A 16,483-nucleotide genomic window follows, 5' to 3' on the forward strand; every position below is an offset into this window, starting at 1 on the left:
CTCTCACATCAAAGACAGTGACACCCGATCTCAGAGCAAGCCTTGACCAGCACCAACACCCCAAGAGGCCACTGTCTCTCACACCACTGTCCCTAAACCGAGAGATCGCACACAGACCGCCCGGGAGTGGCGGACAGCCGGCCACACCGGGCCCGCGGTCGCGGTCTGCTCGCTGGAGGACAACACCCAGCTCTACAGACTCCAGGTGCGCACGACGACGTCGGCACCACAGCTCGCCCTGTGGCACGGCCGGGGCCCGGTCACCGTCTACGCCACCTACGCCTCCCTGCCCGTCATCGCCGAAGCCCACCGCGGGGAGTACGGCCTGCCCATGGAGCCCTTCGACCTGGTCGTCGTCGACGAGGCACACCGCACCAGCGGGTCGGCGGGCAAGGCCTGGGCCGACGTCCACCGCCAGGAAGTCATCCCCGCCCGGCGCCGGCTCTACATGACGGCCACCCCGAGGACCTGGGCCGAACGCCCGCCCAGAACCCGGGAACAGGAGCGGCTGGAGCGGGAGCTCAAGGAGAGCGGCGCCGGGAGACGGAGCAACTGCGGCGGAAGGCCGAGGCCGAGGGCCGGACGTACCTGCCGCGGTCGCGGTGGGACCGGCTCCCAAAGGAGACGGCCTGCTCCATGGACGACCCCCGCGTGTTCGGGCCCGTCGTGTACGAGCTGTCCCTCACCGACGCCATCACCCGAGGGCTCCTGGCGCACTATCAGGTCGTCGTCGCCGAGCTGACCAACCCAGTCGTCACACCGGTCCGGCTCTACAGCGAGGAACGGCCAGATCCTTGTGAAAGCGACTCCCGGAATAAAACGCCGCTCAGCATGTCCAGCACCATCACCGTCTACAGCTGAGACGACCGGGAACTTGACAAACGTTAAGTCCAGCGGGACACCACGGCATACGCAGTTTCACATAACCCCGCCCTCACAATCGAGCGCCAGGTAACTCACCGCGACTGCTCCCCAAGATCTGTGCCAGAACCGGAAACGGCTCTGGCACAAATTTTGTGGTCGATCACCCTGCGCGTCTCATGCGATGCAAGGATGCTGCACGAGACCGCGCGCCATACGCACGTTGGGCAACCTGTCTCGCCACAGCTCACGCTCACCCGTGAGCCGGAACCCCTGGTGCTCGTAGAACCGGATCGCTCTCCCGTTGTACTCGGTCACCCACAGGTGCATGGGAGCACCGTCCGCCCATAGGAAGAACTCACCCATCAGCTGACCGCCAATGCCCTGGCCCTGGGCTTCGTTCAGCAGATACATCGGTCCGAGGATCACCAATTCGTCGCGGCGGCCACAGAGGACACCGGTGATCTCAGCCCCGGATCGGACGACACGGCAGAAAAGCTGGTCAGGGTGGCATGCGACCTCGTCAATGAACTCTCGCCACTGCGCAATGCCCTCGCTGGTGACAGCAGACCCTCGCTGCTCGCGGATCCACGTCTCATCAATGCCAGCGTCTTCGTTGGGGTAGGTCTGGAGCCAGGCCGTGAGCTGCATGCGGCCCACGGATGCAGCATCGTCGGGACTGGGCGCTTCAATTCGGTGGACCATGGGCACCACTCTCAGAGGGCGGTCGTGAGCTTTTGAGTGAGTCTGTCGTCGCCTGATGGTGTGGGTGAGGGGCGGAATCCATCGGCCCGCGGCCGATCGTCTGCTGGTGTGATGATGTGAGCGAACGCAAGCCGTACCCGAGCGACTTATCGGACGAGCAGTGGGCTCTGATCGAGCCGGTGATCACCGCGTGGAAGGACCGGCACCGCTCGGTCAGCGGCCACCAGGGCACCTACGCGATGCGGGAGATCGTCAACGCGATCCTCTACCAGGGCCGGACCGGCTGCCATTGAGCCTACCTCCCGCACGACCTGCCGCAGAAGAGCACGACGTACTACTACTTCGCCGCCTGGCGCGACGACGGGACCGACCAGGTCATCCACGAACTCCTGCGCTGCCAGGTCCGTGAACGAGCCCGCCGATTAGAGGACCCGACCCTGGTGGTCCTGGACACCCAGAGTGTCCACGCGGCCGCCGGGGTCCCCACCTCCACGACCGGCCGGGACCCGGCGAAGAGGGTGCCGGGCCGCAAACGGGGACTGGCCGTGGACGTGCTGGGCCTGGTCATCGCCGTCATCGTCCTGGCCGCGAACACCCACGACAACGCAGCCGGCATCGCCCTGCTGGACCAGGTCGCCGAGCACACCGGCGGCACCGTCCGCAAAGCCCTGGTCGACCAGGGCTTCAAGACGGCCGTGGTCGCCCACGGCACCGCGCTCGGCATCGACGTGGAGATCGTCGAACGCAACCCGCATGAGAGGGGGTTCGTCCCGCAGCCGAAGCGGTGGAGGGTCGAACAGACTTACGGGATCCTCATACTGCACCGACGCCTGGTCCGCGACTACGAGCACCGCCCGGCCTCGTCCACCTCCCGCGTCTACTGGGCGATGACCCAGGTCATGGCCCGACGGCTCACCAGCGCGAACACTCCCACCTGGCGCGGGCCGCAGACGGTGGCCGCATGAACCTCCAGCCCCTGCTCGACGCCCTCTGAGAGCCCGGACATGCGAGCCGTCCACGGCGCAGTCGTCCAGGTTCAGGGAGCCCGCGCGACGCAGTTCGGTCAGCAGGGCGGCATGCAGGCGCGGCCAGACTCCGGCCTCGGTCCAGTCCCGAAGCCGGCGCCAGGCCGTGACTCCGGAGCAGCCCACGGTCTGGGCGGGGACGTCGCGCCAGGCAACGCCGGTCCGCAGCACGTACATGATGGCGGCGAGAGCCGCCCTGTCCGGTACACGAGGTCGCCCGGGATGGCGGTGGCGTCGCGTGGGAGTGGGTGGCAGTAGCGGAGCCACCCACTCTCACAGGTGGTCCGCAATAAGATCGGTACGCACCCGGCCACCCTGCTGACCAAGATCGCCGAGCGCAAGGCCCGCAGTTCGACTCCTTCGGGATGGAACCTGGTAGAGGACGTGTGAGCCGTGGATCTCCGGCGCACCCACGTGATGGGTGTTGCTGTTCAGGCGGGGCGGGGCTGGCCCGGGCGGTGGCCCGGGCCAGCCGTTAGACGCTAGGGCTTGGCGTCCGGAGCGGCCTTGCTGTCCGAGGCGGCCTTGCCGCCCTGGTTCAGCATGCCGCCGAGGGCGCTGAGGTTGCCGGCGCCGCCGACGCCTCCGGTCACGAGGGGTGCCGCCTTGGCGGCGGCGTCGACTGCGATCTGGGCCATTTTCTGCAGGTGTTCGGTGGCGGTCTTCATGGCTTCCTGGGCGCGTTCGCCGGCGGCCTTGTCGTTGCCGGCGGCGGCTTCGATGCCCTTGGTGAGGACCTGGCTCATGGTGTTGAGGCCGCTCATGTCGCGGAAGAGGTTCGCGGTGGCGATGGCCTGCACGGTTTGCAGGCCGACCGGGTCGGGCATCGCCGCGAGCGGCGTGAACTTCGCCTGGGAGGCGCCCATGCCGGCCGCCGTGGTGTCGAGGTCCTTCGCCCGCCCTCCCATGGACACCGGCGCGATGTCTGAGGGGGTGATCTGGATGGGCGAGTCCTTCCAGTTCCAGAATCGGGTGAGGTCGATCTTCTCGGCCGAGTTGGCCCGGCCGAGTACGGCCTCGGCGAAGACGCCCTTGGTGGCGATGGCGATGGTATTGGTGACCTGCGCCCCGAACGTGTTGTCGGCCGGTTGGCGGGACTTGGTCCACGCCTCCCGTTCCTGCTCGCTGTTGAAGTTCCACCGGAAGCCGAGGTAGTTGCCGGTGGCGGCGATCGGCTTGGGGTCCAGCAGCGTGCCGAGCAGGACCGGCGCGGCGTTCGAGCCCGCCGGGGTATAGGAGTAGTTGGCGAGGATGCGGCTGAGCGTCAGCTCGTCGGCGTTGGCCCACACGGCCTGGCTGTAGTGGCGGCGGTTGTCGTTCAGGTGGTCCAGGACCGTCTGCGGCACATTCCCGCCGCGCACGTAGAACCCGAGCGAGGCGAGGTAGGTGCGGGTGCCGGACTTCACCGTCGCGCCGAACAGCCCGCAGATCGCCGCGCCGCCGGCATCCTCGGTCAGGTCGGCCGCGACGCTGGTGGTCGCGGCGATCCCGAAGTTGACCACCCCCGAGGTCATCGTCAGGCGCAGCCCGGCGAGGCTGCCGCGGGCGGCCGTGCCGGACCAGGCGTCGACGGAGAGCAGCTTGTCGGCGCCCGCGAAGGTGTGGGACGCACGCTGCTGTATGCCCGAGCCGCCGGTGTCGCCGCAGCGGAAAGTGTGGCCCGGGAAGACCACCTGGAGGCTGCGGATCCCGAACTCGTCGTACCAGACGTCGATCTTGGACGCGTAGGGAGAGTCGGCCTTCGAGGGGACGTCGAAGGGAACCGGCGCCTCCCGTGGAGCGGTGAGCAGCCGGAGCAGGCGCCCGGTATTCACCAGCGCCCAGTACTCCCCGCCGACGGAGGAGACGACATCCACTATCCCGGAGAATGCGGAAAAGTACTTGCCAGCAGTCCAGGTCGTGGCACCGGCCTCCACCACGACGGACTTGCCGTCGGTGGTGACGCCCCAGAGCACGCCGTCCGGGCCAGCGGACAGGCGCTTCACATTCGGCGCCGGGGTCCGCTCCGTCCAGGTGGTGCCGGTGCGCTCGAAGGTCCGCCCCTCCCGGCAGTACCAGACCTTGTCCCTACCGACGACGGCGACGTCGTCGGCCCTGACGTTCAGGTTGTGGATGGCGCCGTCCGGGGTGCGCTGCCCGAGTGAGTTGTCCCCGCCGACGATGTAGAGCGTGCCGTCCGGGCCGCATGCGAGGGCCAGGCCCCGCCAGCTCTGCGGGTGGCTTCGCCAGGTGGTCCCGTCGAAGTGCACGAGCATGTTGTCGGTTCTGAGCCCCCAGACGGTGTCCTTGCCGGGGGCGATGCGGGCCAGGTCTCCGTCCAGTCCGGTAGTGGGCAGCGGGTTCCACTGCCGGCTCACCGGATCGAAGCGGACCGGGCTGCCGTCGTACTTGCGCACCCCGTACACGCCCATGGCCGAAGCGGCGACATCGGCCAGATCCACCCCCTCGAATTCCTGGACGACCGACGGCGCCTCCGATGCCGTGCACGCGTCGAGCTTGCGTACGGTGGTGTCGAAGGGGTTCGCGGCCCGGATCTTCGCGGCCCAGTCGGCCGGCGCGACCGACGCGAGGACCTCCTTGTACCGCTGGAGACTGGTGTAGTTGAAGTTGAGTTCCTGTAGCGGGATGAACAGGCAGCGTTCGAGCTTGGTCGGCTTGGTCACCACGTTGTAGACCTGGACGACCTCGTAGTACTGCACGGACATTGCGTGCATGTGGTTGTAGTTGGTGACGACCCGGGTGAGGACCTGCTCCTTCTCCAGCTGCGTCGTCTCGCGCACGACCGTCATGTTCCGGCTGCGGGCCGCGGTCGCCAGCTGCTGGGTCCGCGCGCTGATGCGCTGCGTCGCTTCCTCCGCGACCGACTTCACGCCGGTCGAGCGGGACACCGCGGTCGTGAAGCCCGTGTTCGACGACTCGCTCCAGTTGCCGCCGATCCCCGCGCCGAAGAACGCGATACCGGCGCTGCCGCCGGAGCTGGAGGAATTGCTCCTCTGAGACGCCTGGGAGGTGCCGAACTGCTCCTCGCGGGCTATGGCGTTCGCGACCTCGCTGATCGACCGGTTCTGGTCCGTGGCGGCGGACAGGCTCTCGGCCTCGGACGCCGTCTCGGAGCCCGTGGCCTTGGTGGTGCGCTGCCAGTCGACGACCGCGACCTTGGTGCTCTCGCCGGGCGCGAGCGCGAGGCTGTGCAGCAGTCTGCCGAGCGTGACACCCTGCGCCGACCAGCTCTGCTCCGTCGTGACGATCATGCCCTCGGCCGGGCGGTCGTAGAACGGTAAGTTCTCCTCGCCGAGGTCGATGGCGCCGGTCAGCTTGCGCGCCGGCTTCGCCCCGGGGATGTCGGTGAGTACCACCGATCGGTACCGGACGATCTCCACCGGGTAGCTGCCGGTGGTGGGAAGCAGGTCCTTGGGCGTCGGACCGTCGAGCATCGCCTTGTCCACTTCGAACGGGGGCGAGGTGCCCGCCGGGGCCGTGGTGCCGGCCGGGGTCTTCGCTGGTGTGGTGGCAGGTGTTCCGGTGCTCGGGGTGGTCATCACGGTCCCGTCTGCGAAGAAGGTGGAGAGGCCGTCAAGGCCACCAGGACCGGGAGCGCCTGGCCATCGGCATATGACGCCTTCCGAATCGCTCGAAAGCTTCACATCCTGAACGCAAAAGCGTCAGACTTTGTCGAATTTGGCCGGAAATAGCGCCCGGCTGCGGAGGCCCGCCCGCAGCGCCCGCCCCAGGAAGCCGTGCGCCCACGGGCCCTGGGGCTGGCTTCCGCCCCGAGCACCACAAGCCCGCCGGCCTCGAACCGCAGCGCCTGCATCCGGCGAGGCCGGATGGCATGTGGCCGGGCGCCATCCAGAACGCACAGGGCCACAAGTGGACGCACGCCACAACGCCTTGCCGTCCGGAACGGAGACCCGCGCGGCCACCGGCTCCCGCTCGGTCGGGGCGGCAGTACCTGCCCTTCGGAAGCCCCGAATCTCTTTCTGAAACGATCAGTTAGACGGGTTCAGGGAATCGGTCGGAAGGACCGCCCGGGGCGCAGAAGCGTGCGCCGAGGTTGTCGGTCGGGTTGAGGTAGACCAGCGCGGTGAACCAGGGCGCGGCCTTGCCCGGGTCCTTGATCCGCAGGAGCTGCGCGTACGCGCAGAGAACCCGGTGGGCTGGGCGGTTGTCGGTGTCGGCGTAGCGCAGGACGTCGCGGAAGGGGTAGGGCAGGGACTGCTGCAGGACGCAGACGCCGGCGGCCGCCCAGGCGAGAGCCGCCTCCAGATCGCCGGTGACGCGGGGCTGGCCCAGGTCGTCCTCGTCCAGCTCGGGGTCGTCGTCCGCGTCTTCGTCGTCGAGTCCGGCGTACTCATACGCGAAGGCGGCGTAGGAGTCCAGATCCCGGGGGTGCAGGAGACGGCCTCCGATCGTCACGCTGGCCTTGTGGTACGCGGTGTGGTGTTCCTCGCTGGAGTCCTCGTCGGGAGTCCAGATCCGCTCCATCGTCCACTCCGGCCGCAGAGGCAGGGCCGCGACCTTCTTCTCCAGCGGGGACAGCCCGCCCGGTTCGTCGGCGTACTCGGAGTAGTAGGCGGCCGAGTCGAACCGGTACTCCTCCCCCTCCGGCGCCCACGCGAGCAGCGGCCGGTCCAGCTTGCGCAGCGCCTCCACGGTGAGCTTGCCCGTGGGCGCGAGCCACGGGATCGCGCCCACCGCCGTGGCCTTGGCTTCCTTCTTGTCGAACCCCATCCACATGACCGTCAGTGTCCCGCTTCACGAACACGGGCGGGGGCAGTTCGGCACACAGGACCACAAACCCCACTCGCACAAACATTCGAACAACTGGTTCAATGAGTAGATGCCGCACTTCCACTTCCCCGACGGCCTCGTCGCCCTCAAGCAAGACCAGATCCGGATCTATCGGCGCCTCGCCCTCCAGCCCGCCCTCGACACCGCCGTCCTGCGGCGCGAGCTGATCCGTCTCTCCTGTCTGATCAGCGCCCACCCGTACTGGGAGCAGCGTGGACGGAGTACCGCGGGCCGGGTGGAGCTGCAGCAGGCGGCGGAGGCCGGCCTGGACGCGGTGCGGGAGCCGGTCCTCGGTGCGCGGTCGTCGTGAGCGAGTTGGAGGTCCGTCTGCAGCAGTGGCGTGCGGTGCGGGCCTGGCTCGGCTGGCAGCAGCGGCAGGCCGATCAGGCCATCCGCGATCTGGAGGCGCAGCTGGCCGCCGCAGCTTCCCCTCGGCCCGGACCGCGGCACCCCACTTCCCACCGCCCTCCCCCGCCGGCCGTGGTGGTGGCCCGGCCGGAGTGGAAGGTGACGTCGATGCGGTCAGCCCACGGCCCGAAGCCGCTGAACGTGCACGTCGGCAGCTGCACCTTCGACGACTACGGGAAGGCGATCAGCCGTGACGAGGCCCGGAGGCTGATCACTGAAGGTGTGGAGCCGTGTCCGTTCTGCAGTCCCGAGAACGCGCTCGGCATGACCGGCTGATCCCCGGTTCGAGGTCTGAGGCGGACAGGGTGGCGGGTACGTTCGTGGTTCTCAGGCTGTGAAGGCGAAGTAGGTGCCGGTGGTGAGGCCGGAGAAGGTGACGAGCTGCCGGGGCTTGAGGCAGGTGAAGGCGATATGCATCGCGACGCCCGCGGCGGCGGCGTACGGCGTCGTCCTCGGGAAGAGCAGCGCGGCGGGTAGCGCGATTTCCGCTGCGATGACGGTGGTTGCCAGCAGCCGCCAGATGCGGATATCGCGGTTGGTGAGGTTGCCCATGTGGCGGCGGACGAAGCCGGGGATTGCGTGCTCGTGCCGGTAGGGCAGCTGGTCTTTGACCTGGGCGTAGGTGTGGATCCATTGGGCTAGGTAGAGGCCGCTGCGGAACTGCCGCGAGCGCGTCTTCTGCCAGGCGGAGTTCCAGTAGATGTCGGTGGTGATCAGGACGAGGAGGCACTGCGCCCAGGTGTTGGCGGTGCTGGGGGCGTGTCCGATGTGCAGGCCGTGGCCGAGGTCTCCAGCGGCTAGGAGGCCGGCTCCGGTCAGCAGGGTGTAGTGGATCGAGTTGGGGCTCTTGAGGTAGAGCATTTCCATGGCGGCTCCGGCCAGGACCAGCAGGAGTGAGGCCCTCGGTGCGAGACCGGCAGCCAGGGTGAGGGCGGCGGCTGTGCGGATGATCAGCATGGGCCGGTAGGCGCTGGCGAGGAGCCGGGTCCGGGTGGGGCCGAAGCGCCGCTCGGTCAGGTGGAGGCTCAGGGAGCCGGGGACGAGTCGGTTCCAGCCGCCCTGGCCGATGGACAGGGCGAACCGCAGGCCGAGGACGGTGCCGAAGACGATGCGGAACTGCTGGAGGCGTCCGGGGTCGGTGGGGTGCTGGAAGCCAGAGGCGAGAGCGTCAAAGAACCACGACACGGCTGTCCCTCACCTCCACGCGCTGCTCGCCCCGTTCGGACAGGAGGCGGCCGTGCCCGTCGATCCGGTCGTACCGGCCGCTGCGGACGAGATGGTTGACGATCGCCACGAGCTGGGGCGGGCCGAGGAGGAAGGAGCCGGGGGTCAGGTAGCTGTAGGCGCTGACCGGTTCGGTGCGGCCGTCCTTGGTACCGGTGAGGGTGACGATGATGAAGTTGCCCCGGCAGAACATCTTCCAGCGCAGCCAGCGGCCGGGCAGGCGGGTGAATCCCGAGATCATCCACGCCACGAGGGCGACGGTGGCGGCGATCTGGGCAGCGGACAGCACGGTTCCGTGCATGGGTGAGACCTCCGTGTCGGGAGGGCGAAGGTGTTGGTGAGCAGCCCGCGGTGGCGGGGCTGCTGGGGTCAGCGTTCGGGCTTGGGGGGCCGCTGCATCAGCGCGGCCGCGGCCTGGTCGAGGGTGACCTTGTCGTTCAGCAGGGCAGAGATCACTTCGGTGATCGGCATTTCGACATCGTGGGCGCGGGCCAAGGCGAGGATCGCTTCGGCGGACTTGACGCCCTCGGTGGTCGTGCGGGTCGCCGCGGTCGCCTCGGCCACGGTCAGGCCGTGGCCAAGGTGGGTGCCGAAGGTGCGGTTGCGGGAGAGCGGCGAGGAGCAGGTGGCCACCAGGTCGCCCACGCCGGCCAGACCGGCGAGGGTGGCCGGGTCCGCGCCCATGGCCGTGGCCAGGCGGGTGGCCTCGGCCAGACCACGGGTGATGAGCATGGCCGCCGGGTTGTCGCCCAGGCCCATGCCCGAGGCGATGCCGACCGCCAGCGCGATGACGTTCTTCACCGCGCCGCCCAGTTCGCAGCCGATCACATCGGTGCTGGTGTAGGGCCGGAAGTACGGGGTGTGGCAGGCGGCTTGGAAGCGGTGTGCGGCATCTTCGTCGGGGCAGGCGATCGTGGCGGCGGCGGGCTGGCCCGCCATGATCTCCGCTGCGAGGTTCGGGCCCGACAGCACCGCTACCCGGTCCGCGCTGATGCCGGTCACCTCGGTGATGACCTGGCTCGCGCGCAGTCCGCTGTCCGCTTCGATGCCCTTCATCAGCGACACGATCAGGGTGTCGGCCGTGATGTGCGGCGCCCACGCGGCGAGGTTGGCCCGCAGGGACTGCGCGGGGATGGACAGCACGAGGAAGTCCGCGCCGGCCAGCGCGGCGACCGGGTCGGTCGTCGCCGTCACGGCGGCGGGCAGCTCAACGTCCGGGAAGTAGCCCGGGTTTCGGTGGCTGGTGTTGATCGCGTCGGCGATCTCGCTGCGGCGGGCGTGCACGACGACCCGCGTGCCGGCGTCGGCCATGATCTTGGCGACGGCGGTACCCCAGGACCCGGCCGAGAGCACCGCCGCGCGGGCAGAGCGGTACTGGGTCACTGCGGGGTCCCTTCAATGGACGCGGGCCCGCCGCCGAAGTGGCGGCCGGGCCCGAGCATCGTATCGGCCGCGCCCACCGCCGCGGGGGCGGCGTCTGCTCGGCGCCGCAAGGTCAGCAGGACGGCACGGCGCCCTTCCAGCCTGGGGAGTACCTGGTTGGCTTCGCTCAGCATGCGCTGGGTCTGGATATCGCCGAGCTCGCGCCGCAGGTCGTCGGCGTGGGCGATCCACAACCGGTAGAGCCGTTCCCACATCGCGGGCTCGGCGGGGCGCTCGCCGTCTCGGCGTCATGGGCCGCATGCGACAGGCCGGTCCCCTGCCCACGGAGCCGGGCAAGGCCCAGGTTGTGGGGCGAGAGATCGAGTCCGGTCACGTGGTAGCCGTGCGCGTGGTGGAGCCAGTGCGCGAAGCGTCCGGTCCCGCAGCCGACTTCGACCGCCGTACGGCCGGCTCGCTCGGTGACCATGTGCTCGGCGACGAACAGCTGCTCCGCGGCGGTGACCGGGCCGTGTGCCGCGACCATGTTCAGGTCCCAGAGACCGGGATTCCTGCGGATGGTGCCCGGCGCATGCGGCGGGGAGGCGGGACGACTCATGGCGTGGTCCTTGGGGTGGCTGTCGCACGGGAGTGGGTGGGCCGTACTGAGGACCGTAAGTTCGCCTGCGGGAAGCAACGAGGACGTATCACAGGACATTTGACGGGAGTAACGTCAGAGTCCTCACTCTGGGTGGCCGCGGTCTCACGGCCACCGCTCTCCGCAAGGTCCGCGACCGGGGGTAGCCATGTCCCGACCGGGAAACAGCAAGTTCGCCGATGCTCGTCGGCGCTTGGGCTGGCACAGCCAGAGCGATGTCGCCGACGCGTACGAGACCCACTCAGCGCTGCTCGGCGAACCCGCGACCATCACCGTGCGCCAGGTCCGCCGGTGGGAGTCGGCTGACCCCGGCTGGCCCAAGCGGAAGATGACCCGGCGCGTCCTGGAGTCGATGTTCGGGGTGCCGCTCGCCGAGCTCGGCTTCATTCCTCCCACTGCGGGGAAAGACCTCGTCGACCAGGAGGAGGAGTCCATGCGCCGACGTTCCTTCCTCGGTGGCTTCGTCGTGGGCGCGGCTCCGCTCCTCAACCCCACCGGCCAGGGCCGGCTCGCCGCCGCCCTCGCGAACGCCCGCCGCTACAGCGACCACGCCCTGGTCGGCCATCTGCGGTCCGCGCTGGACGAAGCCGCGCGCAGCGACGGACGCACCGGACCGCGCCAGGCGCTGCCCACCGCGCTGGAGCTTCTCGCCGTCATCGACGAACTCGCCCGGGACACCCGCTCGTCCGTCCGCCGCGAGCTGCTCATGGTCGGCGCCCGCGCGGCCGAGTTCACCGCGTTCCTCCACCGCGACGCCGGAGCCCCGCCCCAGGTCACCCTGCACTTCCACGACCGGGCCATCGAGTGGGCCAGCATCACGGGCGACGGCCCGATGCACGCCTACGTGCTGCTCCGCAAAGCCCAGGCCGCCCATCGCGGCGATGCGGCCCGCATGCTCGACCTCGCCCACGCCGCCGCCCAAGGCCCCTGGAGACTGCCCCCGCGCGCCCGCGCCGAAGCCCTCCAGCAAGAGGCCCGCGCTCTCGCGCTCACCGGCGCCCCGCCCCGGTCCGTCGCCCGCACCCTCGGCCAGGCCCACGATGCCCTCGCCGCCGCGGCCCCCGCCGAGCCGGCGACCTGCACGGGCCCGCTGTGCGCCGGATACAGCGAGAACCGGCTGATGGCCCAGAGCGCGATCTGCCACCGCGAAGCCGGACAGCCCCAGCAAGCGGTCACCCTGCTCCGCCAGCACTTGGCCGAGGGCGCGTTCGCCACGCGCGACCGGGCCTTCTTCACCGCCCATCTCGCCGGGGCCCTGGCTGCCGCCGGACAGCCTGATGACGCCGCCGCCACGGGACTGTCCGCACTCCAGCTCGCCGCGGTCCCCGGCTTCGGCCAGGCGCTCGGCGAACTACGGCGCACCGCGGGTGAGCTCCGCCCGTACGCACGACGGCCCGCCGTGCGTGAGCTGCGCCGGGCCTTGACCGCCTTGCCGGTCTAACCGGCGAGGAAGCCGCAGACCTTCTCGATCACGGCGGCCTGCCACACCTGGGTCTGCGGGTCCGCGTACTGCGGGTCCTCGTGCACGGCGAAGCCGTGCTGCGCTCCGTCCAGCTCCATCAGCTCGGCCGGCCCCCCGAACACCGGGAGGTAGCGGCGGGAGGAGTCCACCGGCACGAACGTGTCCTTCGTTCCGTGCACCAGCAAGGCCGGCGCCCGCACCTGGCGCAGATAGACATCCGGGTCGAGGTAGAACACCTCGTTGTGAAGAGCCCGGCCCAGCTCCCAGGGGGACTTCTCCGTGTAGCCGCGCTCGTCCAGGTCCCGGGCGGCGGACGCGGTGATGTAGTCGGCGTCGAAGTACGGGCGGCTGGTGACGTACCGATCCCGGTAGTCCAGACGCGGATTGAGCAGCACCAGACGGTCGACGTCCTGCGGCCGGTACGCCGCGTGCAGCGCGGCGGCCCCTCCCGAGAACGAGGCCGCGATCACATGCACCGGCCGGTCCACACCGGCCTCAGCACGCAGGTGATCACTCGCGGCCCGGATGTCGTTGGCAACTCCCGCGATCGTCACCTCCTCGGCCCGGCCATCGCTCGCGCCGTGCGCGCGCAAGTCGAACCGCAGGCACCGGATGCCTTCACGGGCGAGCCCGGCGGCGAGCCGGGTGAAGAACCCGCCTTCCTGCCGGGTCACCCCGGCACCGTGCACGAGGACGGCCGCACCAGCCGTCATCCGTTCCGGCGCCGTCACCGTCCCCTTTAGCGCAGTGCCGTCCAACGATCCGAACGCGACGTCCAACTCAGAGGTCATGGACAGATCGTAGAGAACACGCTCACCGGGGACGAGGGCGCCGAAGGATCCGCGGTTGCCCGCGATCGAGCCGCTGCTTAGTCCTCGGAGACGGTTCGGGCTGCGGCGAGCAGCCTCTGCGCCGTGCGCTGGCCGACCTGGTAGCGCTCGGCGATCTCGGCGGTGGTCACCTGTTCCAGGAGGAGAAGGGCGGAGACCTCCGTGACGCGAGGGTCGTGCCGGTGGCGCGGGGAGCGGTTGCCGGGATCGCCGGGCTGTCGGCCGGGGTCGTGGTGACGCTGGTCCGGGGAGTCGCGGCGGGCGGTGATGCTGCGGGGTGTCCACCACGTTCGGCCGTGGCGCTCGGTGCCTGCGGGGAGGTAGCCGGTGGTGGCGTACGCGCGGACGGTGGTGGCGTCGATGCCGAGAGCGGCTCCGGCTTCCTTGTCGCTGAGGAGGTCGTCGGGGTGGAGCACGTCATCGGCCGGGCTCGCGGGGATGGGTACGCGCTTGATGTGGGCGGTGGCCTGAGCGGCGTCGTAGAGGCGCAGCCTCTCACGCGGGTTGAGGACGGGGACGCGGGCGCGGAAGTCGGCGCCGTGGCGGCGCCGCCAGGTGTACACGGGCAGGCCGCTCGCGGTGGCGATGTCTTCCTCGGTCATGGTGCTGCGTCCCTGGGGGATCATCCGTGGCTCTCTTTCGGTGGGGCCGGTCCAGCGTGCCGTACGCCGGACCGGCAGGCGTTGGTGGCTCGGGGCTGATGAAGACGCTCGTCTTCCGGTACGGGTAGGGCGGTCGGTGCCACGACGGGCTTGAGCGGAGGGACCTCGGCGGTGCGCACCGGGAGCCGGCCAGCGGACCGGGTGTCGCCCGGAGGCCCGGTCCCGCTGCTGCGTACGCGGCCAGGGCCTGGCCCCCGGTCTGCCGTCGCGCTCCCCCACTGGGAGCGGCTCGGTGCGGGGGACCACCGGGGTGCGCACGGGGGATGGCCGGCGGACCGGGTGTCGCTGGGCGGCCTGAGCCGGGTTCCGGCGTGCGCGGCCAGGGTCGGGTCCTCGGGTGGCCGTCGCATCGCCCTTCGTTTTGGGGCATGACAGCGGTCATGAACAAAGCCAGACGCCAGCAGAACGACCGCACACTCCGCGATGCCTCCTCCCGGATGCAGACAAGAGAGTGCCCAGTCTGCGGGGTCACCTGGCTGGCGGGACTGGAGCGCCGTTCTGACGCTCGCTTCTGCTCAGGACGCTGCAAGCAGGCCGAGCACCGCCGCAGGTCAGCCCTCTCCGACCGCTGACCGGCAAGATCAACTGAGACGGGACACCATGGGATCCCCCTGGCCAGGTCCGGAAGTGGTCCGCGATCGAGGAGGAGTGCTACTACCGCGCCCTCCCCAACTACCCATGGCCGATGCCGAGCGAGCCGAGGACGAACCCCGGAGACCTTGGAGGACCTGGGCCCGCCGGCTCAACGCGTTCCTGAGCCTCAACGTCGACGACTACCCGAGCCAATGCGCTGGCTGCGGCACCCAACTGAAGGACGTCAGTCCGAAAACGCGATTCTGTCGGCCCTTGGCGTTGCTGGCCTGACGGTGCGGATGCCGTCAACCATCAGTCGATCGCTCGACGCGGTCAATGATCTCCTGAGTGGTCGTTAAGTCCGTTTCTGGTAGCGGCCTCGTCCGGGTTGGGTGAGGAAGCCTTGGCGGGTGAGGCGTCCGAGGCGGCTGCGGGTGATGTTGACGGATGCTTCGTCGGTGGGCATGTCGAGGAGTTCGTGCAGCTCGCGGGCCCGGAACGCCTGGTCGGGGTACTGGTTGAAGGCGTCGACGATGGTCTGGTAGGCGGTGCTCGACTCGGGCGGATCGGGTTCGGTGCCGGTAGGCGCGAGTTCGGTGATGATCTTGCGGGTGATGGCGAGGTCCGCGAGGCGGGCTTCGGTCTCGATGAGGGTGGCGGTGAAGTGCGCGATCTGATGGCGGAGTTCGTCCGCCCGGGCCGTGGCCTCGTTCTCCCGGAGGTGAAGGTCCACCAGGAGTTCGGTGATGTTCACGCGGCCAGCCCGATGGTGTCGCGCCAGGCCGGCGTGGGCGTGGTGAGGCGCCGGGCCATGTTGGCGGTGGAGGCCCAGTAGACGCGCGAGGCGGAGGTGTCGGGCCGGTGGTCGTACTCACGGGTCAGACGCCGGTGGAGCATCAGCGTGCCGTTCGTCTGCTCGACCACCCACCGCTTCGGTTGCGGGACGAACCCTTTGCCCTGGTCAGCGGGGTTGCGGCGGACAACCTCGACGCCGATGTCCAGCAGTGCACCGTGAGCGATGACCGCTTCCTTGAAGCCTTGGTCGACCAGGGCTTTCTCCAGGCGCATCCCGCACCGCTCGGCGGCCTGGTCGAGCAGGTCGATGCCGGCGGCGTTGTCGTGCGCCGAAGCAGCCATGACGACGACGCCGATGATCAGCCCCAGCACGTCGACGGCCAGTCCCCGCTTGCGTCCCGAGACCTTCTTGTTCGCGTCCGGCCCCGTCGTGGTCCTGGGGACACCCGCCGCGGCGCGGACGGACTGGGTGTCGATGATCACGAGGGACGGGTCCTCTAATCGGCGGGCTTTCTCCCTGACCTGGCAGCGAAGGAGTTCCTGAATCCGCTGGGTCGAGCCCGTCCTCGCGCCACAACCTGAAGTAGTAGAACACCGCCGACCAGGCCGGGAGGTCATGCGGCAGCATGCGCCACTGACAGCCCCGTCCGGTTCTGATAGAAGATCGCGTTCACGACCTCCCTCAGGTCACAGGACCCGGGATCCCCGGTCGCCGACCGCGCCACCCGGCCCTGTTTCCAGGCCGTGATCATCGGCTCGATCAACGCCCACTGCCCGTCCGACAAATCGCTGAGATACGGCTCTCTCATCACGCCCTGCATCTCAACATGGACATGCCCATCGAGCGGCCCGGACCGCGATCAGTACCACGATCGAGCGATCACGAACGAAGAGAAGTCGGACTTAACGACCACTCACACCGACCTCGTCACAACACTCGACCCGACAGGAACCGCCCCCACACTCTGGCCAGACCCCAAAGCCTTCAACTGGCCACTCTCACCGATACTCACACCAGACCAGATCGACGGCATCGGAGACCTCACCCAGCCACTCCCCAGCTGACACCCAACTGCTGACACAGCTCCGCACATTCACAACGGTCATGCGGCGCGCCTGCGCGGCGTCGC

The 16,483-nt window shown here is 69.4% G+C and carries 16 protein-coding genes and 3 pseudogenes; 6 read left to right on the forward strand and 13 right to left on the reverse strand.

The window, feature by feature from the left end:
* The first annotated feature begins 331 nt into the window (after positions 1 to 331).
* Both ACEPPI_RS30490 and ACEPPI_RS30495 read left to right on the forward strand, forming a co-directional pair.
* Positions 332 to 742, forward strand: coding sequence for a DEAD/DEAH box helicase family protein (locus tag ACEPPI_RS30490; protein ID WP_373918525.1), 411 nt, complete (start codon positions 332 to 334; stop codon positions 740 to 742).
* Complete coding sequence (locus tag ACEPPI_RS30495; protein ID WP_373918527.1) at positions 637 to 861, forward strand: hypothetical protein; 225 nt, start codon at positions 637 to 639, stop codon at positions 859 to 861. Before ACEPPI_RS30490 ends, ACEPPI_RS30495 begins: the two co-directional genes overlap by 106 nt.
* Before the next feature lie 177 nt (positions 862 to 1,038).
* On the opposite strand, the gene ACEPPI_RS30500 is transcribed toward ACEPPI_RS30495, so the two are convergent.
* Positions 1,039 to 1,512: a GNAT family N-acetyltransferase gene (locus tag ACEPPI_RS30500; protein ID WP_373918526.1), complete on the reverse strand. Its 474-nt coding sequence runs from the start codon at positions 1,510 to 1,512 to the stop codon at positions 1,039 to 1,041.
* Between the two features lie 170 nt (positions 1,513 to 1,682).
* On the opposite strand from ACEPPI_RS30500, the pseudogene ACEPPI_RS30505 reads away from it, so the two are divergent.
* Positions 1,683 to 2,531: pseudogene (locus tag ACEPPI_RS30505) on the forward strand (IS5 family transposase).
* 9 nt (positions 2,532 to 2,540) lie between these two features.
* Here ACEPPI_RS30505 and ACEPPI_RS30510 read toward each other — a convergent pair.
* The 3 genes and pseudogenes from ACEPPI_RS30510 to ACEPPI_RS30520 form a co-directional block, all read right to left on the reverse strand.
* Positions 2,541 to 2,858: pseudogene (locus tag ACEPPI_RS30510) on the reverse strand (transposase); the annotation flags it as partial.
* Positions 2,859 to 3,073: 215 nt separating this feature from the next.
* Entirely contained in the window at positions 3,074 to 6,130 is a 3,057-nt protein-coding gene (locus tag ACEPPI_RS30515) for a hypothetical protein (RefSeq protein ID WP_373918500.1), read from the reverse strand.
* 454 nt (positions 6,131 to 6,584) lie between these two features.
* On the reverse strand, positions 6,585 to 7,328 hold the full coding sequence (locus tag ACEPPI_RS30520; RefSeq protein ID WP_373918501.1) for a hypothetical protein: 744 nt from the start codon (positions 7,326 to 7,328) through the stop codon (positions 6,585 to 6,587).
* A gap of 103 nt (positions 7,329 to 7,431) precedes the next feature.
* Here ACEPPI_RS30520 and ACEPPI_RS30525 point away from each other — a divergent pair, with 103 nt between their 5' ends.
* Entirely contained in the window at positions 7,432 to 7,692 is a 261-nt protein-coding gene (locus tag ACEPPI_RS30525) for a hypothetical protein (RefSeq protein ID WP_373918502.1), read from the forward strand.
* Entirely contained in the window at positions 7,689 to 8,066 is a 378-nt protein-coding gene (locus ACEPPI_RS30530; RefSeq protein WP_373918503.1) for a DUF6233 domain-containing protein, read from the forward strand. Before ACEPPI_RS30525 ends, ACEPPI_RS30530 begins: the two co-directional genes overlap by 4 nt.
* Before the next feature lie 51 nt (positions 8,067 to 8,117).
* On the opposite strand, the gene ACEPPI_RS30535 is transcribed toward ACEPPI_RS30530, so the two are convergent.
* The 5 genes from ACEPPI_RS30535 to ACEPPI_RS30555 all read right to left on the reverse strand — a co-directional run bounded on the left by ACEPPI_RS30535 (position 8,118) and on the right by ACEPPI_RS30555 (position 11,091).
* A complete protein-coding gene (locus ACEPPI_RS30535) occupies positions 8,118 to 8,975 on the reverse strand; it encodes a hypothetical protein (protein WP_373918504.1) in 858 nt (285 codons plus the stop codon).
* Positions 8,959 to 9,315 (reverse strand): hypothetical protein, encoded by a 357-nt coding sequence (locus tag ACEPPI_RS30540; RefSeq protein WP_373918506.1) that lies wholly within the window; start codon positions 9,313 to 9,315, stop codon positions 8,959 to 8,961. The genes ACEPPI_RS30535 and ACEPPI_RS30540 overlap by 17 nt, the downstream gene beginning before the upstream one ends.
* Positions 9,316 to 9,383: 68 nt before the next feature.
* Entirely contained in the window at positions 9,384 to 10,397 is a 1,014-nt protein-coding gene (locus ACEPPI_RS30545) for an NAD(P)H-dependent glycerol-3-phosphate dehydrogenase (RefSeq protein ID WP_373918507.1), read from the reverse strand.
* Positions 10,394 to 10,651, reverse strand: a complete 258-nt coding sequence (locus tag ACEPPI_RS30550) for a hypothetical protein (protein ID WP_373918528.1) — start codon at positions 10,649 to 10,651, stop codon at positions 10,394 to 10,396. The genes ACEPPI_RS30545 and ACEPPI_RS30550 overlap by 4 nt, the downstream gene beginning before the upstream one ends.
* The gene (locus ACEPPI_RS30555) at positions 10,564 to 11,091 is read right to left on the reverse strand and encodes a class I SAM-dependent methyltransferase (protein ID WP_373918508.1); all 528 of its coding nucleotides are present in this window, start codon (positions 11,089 to 11,091) and stop codon (positions 10,564 to 10,566) included. Before ACEPPI_RS30555 ends, ACEPPI_RS30550 begins: the two co-directional genes overlap by 88 nt.
* Positions 11,092 to 11,179: 88 nt before the next feature.
* Here ACEPPI_RS30555 and ACEPPI_RS30560 point away from each other — a divergent pair, with 88 nt between their 5' ends.
* The gene (locus tag ACEPPI_RS30560) at positions 11,180 to 12,472 is read left to right on the forward strand and encodes an XRE family transcriptional regulator (protein WP_373918509.1); all 1,293 of its coding nucleotides are present in this window, start codon (positions 11,180 to 11,182) and stop codon (positions 12,470 to 12,472) included.
* Here the strand turns inward: ACEPPI_RS30560 and ACEPPI_RS30565 are convergent.
* From ACEPPI_RS30565 to ACEPPI_RS30580, 4 genes and pseudogenes are all read right to left on the reverse strand, one after another.
* Positions 12,469 to 13,284, reverse strand: coding sequence for an alpha/beta hydrolase (locus ACEPPI_RS30565; protein ID WP_373918510.1), 816 nt, complete (start codon positions 13,282 to 13,284; stop codon positions 12,469 to 12,471). The two genes, ACEPPI_RS30560 and ACEPPI_RS30565, sit on opposite strands and share 4 nt — an antisense overlap.
* A gap of 77 nt (positions 13,285 to 13,361) precedes the next feature.
* A complete protein-coding gene (locus ACEPPI_RS30570) occupies positions 13,362 to 13,925 on the reverse strand; it encodes a DNA-binding protein (RefSeq protein ID WP_373918511.1) in 564 nt (187 codons plus the stop codon).
* Positions 13,926 to 14,913: 988 nt separating this feature from the next.
* Positions 14,914 to 15,312: a hypothetical protein gene (locus ACEPPI_RS30575; protein WP_373918512.1), complete on the reverse strand. Its 399-nt coding sequence runs from the start codon at positions 15,310 to 15,312 to the stop codon at positions 14,914 to 14,916.
* A pseudogene (locus ACEPPI_RS30580) lies at positions 15,309 to 16,174 on the reverse strand (IS5 family transposase). The gene ACEPPI_RS30575 and the pseudogene ACEPPI_RS30580 overlap by 4 nt, the downstream one beginning before the upstream one ends.
* Between the last annotated feature and the right edge of the window lie 309 nt (positions 16,175 to 16,483).

The sequence above is a fragment of the Streptomyces sp. AB3(2024) genome, from assembly GCF_041862025.1.
Lineage (GTDB): Bacteria > Actinomycetota > Actinomycetes > Streptomycetales > Streptomycetaceae > Streptomyces.